General features: G+C 36.7%; 9 protein-coding genes and 2 pseudogenes. 4 read left to right on the plus strand and 7 right to left on the minus strand.

Going from position 1 to position 9,436, the window contains the following annotated elements:
• The first annotated feature begins 209 nt into the window (after positions 1-209).
• Both L647_RS0116430 and L647_RS0116435 read left to right on the plus strand, forming a co-directional pair.
• Entirely contained in the window at positions 210-953 is a 744-nt protein-coding gene (locus tag L647_RS0116430; RefSeq protein ID WP_024612025.1) for a sporulation protein, read from the plus strand.
• 67 nt (positions 954-1,020) lie between these two features.
• Positions 1,021-1,470, plus strand: a complete 450-nt coding sequence (locus L647_RS0116435; protein WP_024612026.1) for a GNAT family N-acetyltransferase — start codon at positions 1,021-1,023, stop codon at positions 1,468-1,470.
• An 81-nt stretch (positions 1,471-1,551) separates the two neighbouring features.
• Here the strand turns inward: L647_RS0116435 and L647_RS0116440 are convergent, their stop codons facing one another.
• From L647_RS0116440 to L647_RS0116465, 6 genes and pseudogenes are all read right to left on the minus strand, one after another.
• A complete protein-coding gene (locus tag L647_RS0116440) occupies positions 1,552-2,904 on the minus strand; it encodes a sodium-dependent transporter (RefSeq protein ID WP_024612027.1) in 1,353 nt (450 codons plus the stop codon).
• 204 nt (positions 2,905-3,108) lie between these two features.
• On the minus strand, positions 3,109-4,401 hold the full coding sequence (locus L647_RS0116445) for an ATP-binding protein (protein ID WP_024612028.1): 1,293 nt from the start codon (positions 4,399-4,401) through the stop codon (positions 3,109-3,111).
• Positions 4,402-4,420: 19 nt separating this feature from the next.
• Positions 4,421-5,125, minus strand: a complete 705-nt coding sequence (locus tag L647_RS0116450; protein ID WP_024612029.1) for a response regulator transcription factor — start codon at positions 5,123-5,125, stop codon at positions 4,421-4,423.
• A 21-nt stretch (positions 5,126-5,146) separates the two neighbouring features.
• Positions 5,147-5,530, minus strand: coding sequence for a DUF3019 domain-containing protein (locus L647_RS0116455; RefSeq protein WP_024612030.1), 384 nt, complete (start codon positions 5,528-5,530; stop codon positions 5,147-5,149).
• Positions 5,520-6,306, minus strand: a pseudogene (locus L647_RS01000000124425) (MipA/OmpV family protein). Before L647_RS01000000124425 ends, L647_RS0116455 begins: the two are co-directional and overlap by 11 nt.
• A 166-nt stretch (positions 6,307-6,472) precedes the next feature.
• Positions 6,473-7,279, minus strand: a complete 807-nt coding sequence (locus tag L647_RS0116465; RefSeq protein WP_024612031.1) for a hypothetical protein — start codon at positions 7,277-7,279, stop codon at positions 6,473-6,475.
• Between the two features lie 111 nt (positions 7,280-7,390).
• On the opposite strand from L647_RS0116465, the gene L647_RS0116470 reads away from it, so the two are divergent.
• Positions 7,391-8,545: a serine hydrolase domain-containing protein gene (locus L647_RS0116470; RefSeq protein WP_024612032.1), complete on the plus strand. Its 1,155-nt coding sequence runs from the start codon at positions 7,391-7,393 to the stop codon at positions 8,543-8,545.
• Positions 8,542-8,859, plus strand: a complete 318-nt coding sequence (locus tag L647_RS01000000124430) for a histidine phosphatase family protein (protein ID WP_343223068.1) — start codon at positions 8,542-8,544, stop codon at positions 8,857-8,859. The genes L647_RS0116470 and L647_RS01000000124430 overlap by 4 nt, the downstream gene beginning before the upstream one ends.
• Before the next feature lie 191 nt (positions 8,860-9,050).
• Here L647_RS01000000124430 and L647_RS0116480 read toward each other — a convergent pair.
• Positions 9,051-9,436: pseudogene (locus L647_RS0116480) on the minus strand (IS4 family transposase); the annotation flags it as partial.

Here is a 9,436-nt window from a genome sequence, read left to right on the forward strand (position 1 = left end):
AAATAAATATAAACATGTTAGTGAGCCTATTTAATCAATTAGTTGTTTTATTACGTATGAAAAATAAACATTTAACAGGTATTTAATCGTAAATAACATGTAAATAACATTTTTTCACTGACAACCGCTTTTAAATATGGTTAAGATGCTATAACGAAGAAGTTTAAGTAAGAGCACATGATAGAGCCGCTCTGCTTAAGGAGAAATATATGTTTAAAAAGATTTTAGCATCGGTTGGTATTGGTGCCGCTAAAGTAGATACTATTTTAGAAACTGAGCACTTACAACCTGGCCAGCTTTTCAATGCACAAATAGTTATTACCGCAGGTGATGTTAGCCAAGAAATAGCGGGTTTAGATTTGCTATTAATGACCCGCGTAAAAGTAGCAGGTGATGATGGCGATTACTTTACTAATCATGTGATTGATCAGTGGCGCATTACTGATATTGGTATTATTGAGCCTGGTGATGTTAAAAGCATTCCTTTTGAAGCTCGACTTCACTCTGAAACACCAATAACAGAAATTAACGCTGGATATAATCAATCTTATGTCTGGTTAGAAACAGGTCTTGATATTGATTTAGCGCTGGATCCTACCGATAAAGATCATTTACATATTTATCCAAATGAAGCCGTTAAAACTTGTATGCAAGCAATGGAAAAATTGGGTTTTAGTTTAACTAAAGCAGATGTTGAGGAAGGTCATTTACGCGCATCTACGTTCCAATCTGTCTCTGGGTGTTATCAAGAGCTTGAATATAAACCTAACAGCAGAAGCTTATTTAGTATTCAAGAAATTGAGTTGTCGTTTGTACCTGAAGCACATAAAACCCATGTTTTAATTGAACTAGACCGTGCATTTAAAGGCGATGGTTATATTGATTTAACAATAGAGCATGATCATGTGAATCTTTCACAGTTGTGTGACCAATTAGAGCGTTTATTTACTTAACTCTATCTATTAGTTAGTTATTAAAACAACCCAGCTTAGGCTGGGTTTTTTATCTATGGAATTTAATATGCAGTTTAAATGTGAGAAATTTGACGCTCTCGATGCGTATACTCTTTTTACTATTATGCGCGGTCGTGTTGATGTGTTTGTTGTAGAGCAGGCGTGTCCGTATCCTGAACTTGATGACTATGATATTGCGCCAACTACTCAACATATATATGCAATTGATGATAACCAATTGCTAAGCTATGCACGTTGCTATAAAAAAAACGCGCAGTATAGTGCGATAGGGCGAGTGTTAGTAGGCGAAACAGTTAGAGGCAAAGGTTATGCAACTAAGCTTGTTACGGCTGCTATAAGCTGTTGTAAAGCACAGTGGTCTGAGTGTGATATTTATATTGGTGCACAAATTTATTTGCTTGATTTTTACCGTTCATTTGGTTTTGAAAGTGTAGGAAAAGAGTATCTTGAGGATGGTATTCCTCATCAAGATATGATTTTGAAAGTGGTGAAGTAACCAGAGATTAAATTAAGTGGATTTAATTTAAGTGCCTATTAAACAAGCCCACAAATGTGGGCTGTTTTGTTTTTATAATGTTTAGCTTAATAGCGAATGTAAAAACACCATGCCAATTGCCAGTGGGCAAATAAACTTAGTGTACCAAGGCCATACTTTCCAAAATAAGGTGTTATGTACTTCAGGATTACCTTGTTGAATCGCTTTAAGTAATGAGCCTCTATACCAGATCCAACCAACGAATATACAACACATTAAGCCAAGCAATGGCTGAGCTACTTTAGTTGTAAGCGTGATAACCAGACCAAATAATGCACCTAAGTTACATACTATTATTACGCTAACGACAGCTATTAAGGCACCAATTAACCAAGTGGCTTGTACGCGTTTCATTGCAAAGCGCTCTACTGTGTAAGATACAGGGGCTTCAAGCATTGAAATAGACGAAGTTAATGCAGCAATACTCATGAGCGCAAAAAAGGCAAAACCTACAAATACTCCCACACTACCCATGCCATCAAATAGCGCCGGTAATACTTGAAATACTAATGTGTCTTCAGAGAGAAGCTTACCTGTTGTTGGTGAGAATATTTCTACGCCTTGTGCTTGGGCAACATACATAGCAGGGATAATAAGTAAACCCGCCACAAAGGCAATAAACACGTCAATAAGTGTGACATAAGCACCTAGCGAAACAAGATTTTCTTTTTTGCTAATATATGAGCCGTATATGATCATTACGCTAGTACCAAGTGATAGCGAGAAAAAAGCTTGCCCCAATGCGCTTACTAATAATTCAGCATCAAAAATAGATGAAAAATCAGGAACGAGATAAGCTTTTAAACCTTCCATTGCTCCATCTTGTGTCATTACGTAGGCAATTAATAAGAATAAAATACCGAGTAATGCAGGCATTAATCGCTTTGACCATTTTTCTATGCCGTTTTCTACACCACGACTAATAATGGCTACCGTTAATACAATAAAGATAATGGTGAATATAATATTTCGTGAGAGTGACTGCTCACTTAGCCAAGTTGATGCTGACTCTGCACCCACTAGTGTTGTGACGGGTTCAACAGTCGCGCTAAGCATCCAACCGGCAACAATGGCATAAAAACTTAATATAAAGCCAGCACATAAAATACCACCAAAACCCACAATAAACGCAAAGTGCTTTTGCCAAGGTTTGTTAGATATTTTTTGAAGCGAAGAAACTGCATTTGCTTGACCATGACGACCAATCATAAGTTCAGCCATTAAAGCAGGGTAAGCTAAAAAGAAGGCTAACACTAAATAGGCAACTAAAAACGCAGCACCACCATTACTCGCTGTTTGTGTTGGGAATCCCCAAATATTGCCCAAACCAACGGCAGAACCCNCGGCCATAATAAAACCAAAACGAGAACTAAACTCGCCTCTAACTGCGCTCATATTATTGTACTTCTCTATTTTTTGACGGCGCTGACAATCTACTGGAAATGTAAAAAAATAAAAAGTGCTTATTTGCTGATCTAACACAATTTAATACGGCAGTAGTGTGGTATGGGCGCTGTTTTTAGTAAATGTTATCGTATAGTTAAAGTTAACAGATTGTTTTTGTTTTTAAAATGTTAATTACAGTGTGTAACTAATGCTTTACGTTTTGTGATGTTGATCAATTGTAAGGGTAAAACAAGCCCCGCCTAATTGGTTACTTTTACTCACTTTTACGCTGCCATGATGCCAGTCGGCAACTTTTTCGACAATTGCTAGACCAAGCCCGTAGCTTTTATCTGCACGGTTACGATGGTTTTCTTCTCTAAAAAATGGACTAAATACATTATTAAAGTTTTCTTTAGCGATACCTGGTCCATCATCTTCAACAGTTATAATAAGTTGCTGTTCGTAAACTTTAGCGCTTAAGTAAATGTGTTGCTCAGCAAAATCACATGCGTTGGTTAATAAATTAGTAATTGCACGAGCAAGCCAGTGAAGGTCTGCATTAATAAGATCACTTGAGCTATTGAGTTGTACGTTGAGTATTTGTGATTCAAGTTTAGGTGCAAGCTGTACTAAAATATCGTCAAGATAGTGCTTTATATTAGTTGAAGAGTAAGTCAGTTTATTTGCGTTTTGTTCAAGTGTTGCAAAAGCTAAATAACTTTTTAGCATTGACTCCATATGGTCTAAATCGTTTTCCATACGGGCTAAGTATTGCTTTATTTTTTGTTCATCGTGGCTGTCAATTGCGGCATCTAATCCAAAGCGAAGACAAGCTATAGGTGTTCGGATATCGTGAGATAAGCTCGAAGCCATTAGCTTGTTTTCGGCGACTAGTTTTTCTATTTGGCTTGCCATTCTATTAAATGTGAGCTCTACGTCTTTGATATAAGTAAAATGCGACACTTTAATACGAGCTTGTACATTGCCCGATGCAAACTTTTTTGCGGCTTCGTTTAGCACTGTTAAACGCTTAGCTAAAGGCGCAATAATAAAGCCCATAAATACACACAAACCTGCATAAAAGAGCAGAGTTAAAAATATATCATTGCGCTGCTCTGTGTCTGTGCGTTTATCGAGTCGCATTGAAATATGAAAAGGATTTAACGTTTGATTGCTATACAGCATATAAAAACCTTGTTGATCTTCTAAAATCAATCCGCCAAGTGAATGCATTTGTAATAGTAAAGAAGGGGGAAGGGCGAGTGATTCATTAAGCTTATAATCAATTAGTAAATCAAATTCATTAGCAAGTTGTTTTACATAAGCACTGCGCTCAGAAGTTGGGATATTAGCTAACTGTTTGCTAAAGCCCGTGATCATCTTACTTTGCACGCTAAACTCATCTTGTGGGGTGTGTGCTTGTTGGCTAAATGCGTCAATAAGCCAACCAAGTACCACAATAGATAAAAGCGCGCTGCCTAAGAGCGATATATAAAACTTTTTCATTTAAATAAATACCACCTAGTTACCAAGCAGTAGACACTAATAAATAGCCACGGCCCCATATAGTTTTTATTTTTTCTGGGTTTTGTGGATCATCATTGAATTTTTTACGCAAAGCCGAAATAAGTACATCAACACTTCTATCAAGACCGTCGTATTCTCTGCCTTTAGTTGCTTTAAATACAGCGTCACGAGAAACAACTTGCCCAGCGTTGCTTGCTAAATAGTGAAGTAGTAAGTACTCAGCGCTAGAAATATTTACGTCTTGCTCGTTGAGTTTTACATTTCTAGATTCAGTGTTAATACTTAACGAACCTACATTTATGACGCTTTCGTTTGCAAGAGATTTATTTGGTTCGTTATTTTGACGCAGTGCAGCTTTAATTCGGGCTAAAAGTGCGCGCGGACGAACAGGTTTCATTATGTAGTCGCTTGCGCCAACTTCTAAACCTATTACTTCATCCATTTCTTCGTCGCGTGCTGTAAGCATTATAATAGGTGAATTATAAAAACTGCGAAGCTCTCTACATACGCTAATACCGTCTTGTCCAGGAAGCATAATATCAAGCAGTACAATGTTTGGATTAAGAGTTTTTACTTGGCTCACAACTTCGTCGCCTCTGTGGCAAACATGAGTAGTGTAACCTTGCTCTGTTAAATACTCTGCAACCCATTGAGCAAGTGATACATCATCTTCTACAAGTAAAATAGTGCCGTAGTTATCCATAAATTATCCTTAATGCGTTGGTTAAAATAATCGCCAGCGACGTTTTTTTTGTCTGTTTTGATATACCCATTGAAGCTTTACCTCTGCAGTACTAATTATTTTAGATGTATTGCTATCAAAGAGTTCAAACGAGATGCTTTGCTGTGAGTCAAAAGCATAATTAAAAGTTCCTTTTTGCTGCTTAAGCCAACATTGCATAATGTATTTTGATGTAGCATCGCGCAGACAATAATTGCCAATGATTGGCTGGCTCCAAGTGAGTACCACATCAGCATAGCAATCTCGACCTTCGCGAAGCGCTACACAGGTATCGGGAACTGCAACTAAAGTATCTAGCTCATCATCAGTCTCTGCGTATAGCGCAGTAGGGAAAAATAATAGCAAACATATCCACTTAAAATACATAACGTAGGCCTACCTTGGCTTTATGTTGGTACCCTTGTGAAATAATAGGGCTATCGTCAATTTCTTTTGAAAACCAGGTAGAAAGTAAGCCGGCTAAAAATACCCAATCTTGGCTTATAGGGTATTCAGCATGAAATTCAAAAATAACGCTAGTACTAGAATTGGTTTGATAAACAGGGCGTATTGGGGTTGCTTCACTTTGCTCTATACCAAAGTAATAATTTGTAAAGTCAGCAGAATAGGCGCTTACGCCAACACCAGATCTAAACTCCCAGTTTCGCCATGGTAAAATATGGCTAAAAAAGCTATTAACAACCCNCCCAGCCATTGTGTGTGCCAGAAACGTCATGGAGGTATTCAAATGAGACTTGTGAGTTTTCAAATCGACGAGTTAGCCTAAGACCTACATCAAAATCATAATTGCGAGACTTAATACCGCGTAATTCATCTATTACGCCATTATTATAAAAGCCAAGACCCTTCTCATCAAAGCCTGCTTGGGTGTTAGTGCCTAATACATCTAAACCCCAATCAAATTTATCAATTAAGCTGTAGCCTACAACAAGACCACCACTTAGTTGGTTATGATCAAAGTCGAGATAAAAATTCTCATAAGAAACAGCAACACTTAAATCAAGTTCTAAACCATCGTCGTAAGAGTCAATACCAACTAAATAAGAGTCTTCAATAAAATAGCTGGCACCTGCGCTCCAATCCCATGCAAAGCCTTGGGTAGGCTCTAATGTGTTATCGGCGTAATAGCGATTACTAGCCATACTTGAAGTGCTAAAAATACTTGCAAAAAACAAGCTTGTGCTAAATAAAGTATGGATAAGTAAAGAGTGTTTCATCCCTAAAGTGCCTAATTATTATTTGTTATAAAGCGTAGTATATTGTTAAACCGTTTTTTTTATCTGTAAAAAAGTGTAGTAAACGCAAGGCTTACTGCACTTTAATTTTATCGATTAATATACTACTTAGGTAAAATTGCATCATAGGTGTTAATGCACTTACTTCTGTACGATTACACGGACCACTAAGCTTAGTAAGGCTTGATAGCTTTGAAAGTACTTTATACTCAGGAATTTGAACTTCTTTGCCTAATCTAGCTAAGCGAGCTTGTTCTGTATTTTGTTGGTGAACAAAAGAAGCAACTTCTAATTCGTTTGTCACTTTTTGCTCTTCACTAAAGCTATAAATTAATGGTTCGCGGTGAAAACTTGCACTGTCTATTGAAGATTTTGCAAACCACACAACATCACCAGACTTTTTGTGAGTAAGACGCATGCTTACTTCTGCAAAAATAGCTGCGCATTGTTGAGTTGGGTATTGCTGAGCAATATTAGTGTAAAGTGAAAATGGTTGTTCAGGTTGATTAAGTGAATATTGAATATCATCTTTAAAGGTTAAATCAAGCTGTTGAATTGAAAGTGTATAGTCACTATCGTTTTTGGTAGTTACTTTTAATTGTTTTTCGCTTAATGCTTGGCCTATTTGCGCTAACAAGGTGTCGGTTACACTTGCTTTACCCGTAATGATTTTAACTGTTTGGTTTCTTGATACTTTATGAGCAGGTAACTGAACAGACTTTACTTTTGGCGATGCATGTTCAGTTTTATACTCAAGTTTATATGTTTGACTTTTTAATGTCGGCTTTAAAGGCATAGCTAAAGGTTCTGCAGGTTGTTGTTGCGTGACGGCACAACCAGCTGACAGTAAAATAAAAAGTGACACAACTAAAAAACGCATAAGTATTAAACATCCACTAAAAAACAATAATTATGCCATTGTACGTTAGTCCAAACAAAACTTCATGATATTATGCCAATAGATGTAGTTAAAAAGATAAAATTATAAAGAATGAAGTATTTCACCCCTTTATTGTATTGCCTATCTGCTTTTTGTTTATTGCTCAGCCCGGTGGCTTTTGCAAAGAAACTAGATCCAAATTGGAATGATTTTGTAAGTAAATATGGTCGCTATGCTGAAAAAACGCTTAAAAGCAAAGGAATTCCAGGTGCCGCTTTATCAATAGTTAGTATTCAAAATGATGACTATATTAATACTATGGGACATACCAAAGCGCGTAATGGGCAAAAAATAAATGCGCATACTCGTTTTAGGTTAGCGTCTGTTTCCAAAACGTTCGCAGGCTCGCTTTCAGCTAAATTAGCAACGGATGGTTTGCTTAGGTTAGATAGCCCTGTTAGTGAATATATACCCAGTTTTAAAAATACGGTTTATAAAGATAATTTAAAGGTATTTCATATTCTAAGTCACTCAAGTGGTTTAGTCCCCAACGCATACGATAACTTAATTGAATCGCGAATGAGTTACCCCGATATAGTTGAAAAGCTTGTTAGTGTTAAGCCTATTTGCGAGCCAGGGCAATGTTATGGCTATCAAAATGTAATGTTTAGCTTAATCGACGATATTATTTTAAAAAGCACAAATAAAAGTTATTCGCAGTGGCTAAATGAAGCTATTTTTACTCCTTTAAAAATGACTGATGCAAGCTTAGGTTATGAGGCTATGGTAAAAAATAAAAATTTTGCATTACCACATGTGCGTGGTAAAAAGCGTTGGTATAGCGCTGAGCTTAAAAAAAATTACTATAAAGTTGGTGCAGCAGCCGGCGTTAACGCCAGTGCTAGCGATATGGTAATTTGGCTTAAAGCACAATTAGGTCAATACCCTGATGTTTTATCCCTTAATGCTTTAGCAACTCAAACACGTCCTTATACTCACACCAAAAAAGAACGTTATAGGCGTGTATGGAAAAAACACCTCAATGAAGCTTTTTATGGATTGGGTTGGAGAGTGTACAACTATGCAGATGAAACTCTTTATTATCACAGTGGTTGGGTACAGGGGTACCGTAGTGATTTAGTTGTTTTTCCGCACTTAAATGTCGGTTTTAGCTTAATTGTAAACGCAGAAACAGGGGTTATAAATGAACTAACAACTGAATTTATTAACCGTGTATTAGAGTACAAACGAGGTCAAAAAATATGAACGTTAAAAATAAAATAACTACGCTGTTTTTAGTGTTTTTTACATTGTTTAGTTGTAAGTTTGCGTTTGCGTCTCCGGATGAAATTTACTTATTTCGTCACAGCGAAAAGCAATCAGGTAAAAACCCATCATTAACAGAGCAAGGTAAAACTAGAGCAAACAACCTAGTTTTGTTGTTTAAAAAATATAAAAATGTACATGTATTTAGTAGTAACTATAACCGTACATTACAAACAGCTCAGCCACTTGCAAAGCACTTTAATACAAGCGTTAATATATACAACTCCAGTATTTGCGGAGTTACTTTCAGGTGAAAAAGTTTCGTTAATGGCAGAGACAGACTTCACACGTTACTTTTTATTAAAAAGCAATTTAGATAAAAGTAGTAACCAATATAGTGTTAGCGAGTTAACTATGGATTTCTAACGTGCGAGTAAGTTAAATTTATAATAATCAAAAAAACTTTCTATAAACGACAAAAAACCAGCATTAAGCTTAATGCCAGTCAGTTAACAGCTGACTGGCGTTTTTTATTGGGGTATTTACTGGGTTTTGGTTTCACACACCTCGGATACGCCCGCTCCCGTTTTATCGGCAATATGTGATGTTCAACTTGAGCTTGTAATTGCTCTATTGATTTAGGTATCCGTCCTGCATTTTCTATAAACATTGTATGAATAAGGTTAATAATACTAATAGCACACGTCGTAAAACTCAGGTGTTTTGCATATATTCCAGACTTTTTCTGCGCCATTTTCACCATCTGGTATCGGAGCAAGTTATAGCTCAACATTACGCCCCATAATTCTTGCGCTATCATCTCAGGTTTCTTGCTGCGTAGCGTGAAGTGACTATTTAGTAAGGTTTGTTTCATTTCTCGATAACCAAGTT

The sequence above is a fragment of the Pseudoalteromonas sp. TB64 genome (assembly GCF_000498095.1).
Classification (GTDB): Bacteria; Pseudomonadota; Gammaproteobacteria; order Enterobacterales; family Alteromonadaceae; genus Pseudoalteromonas.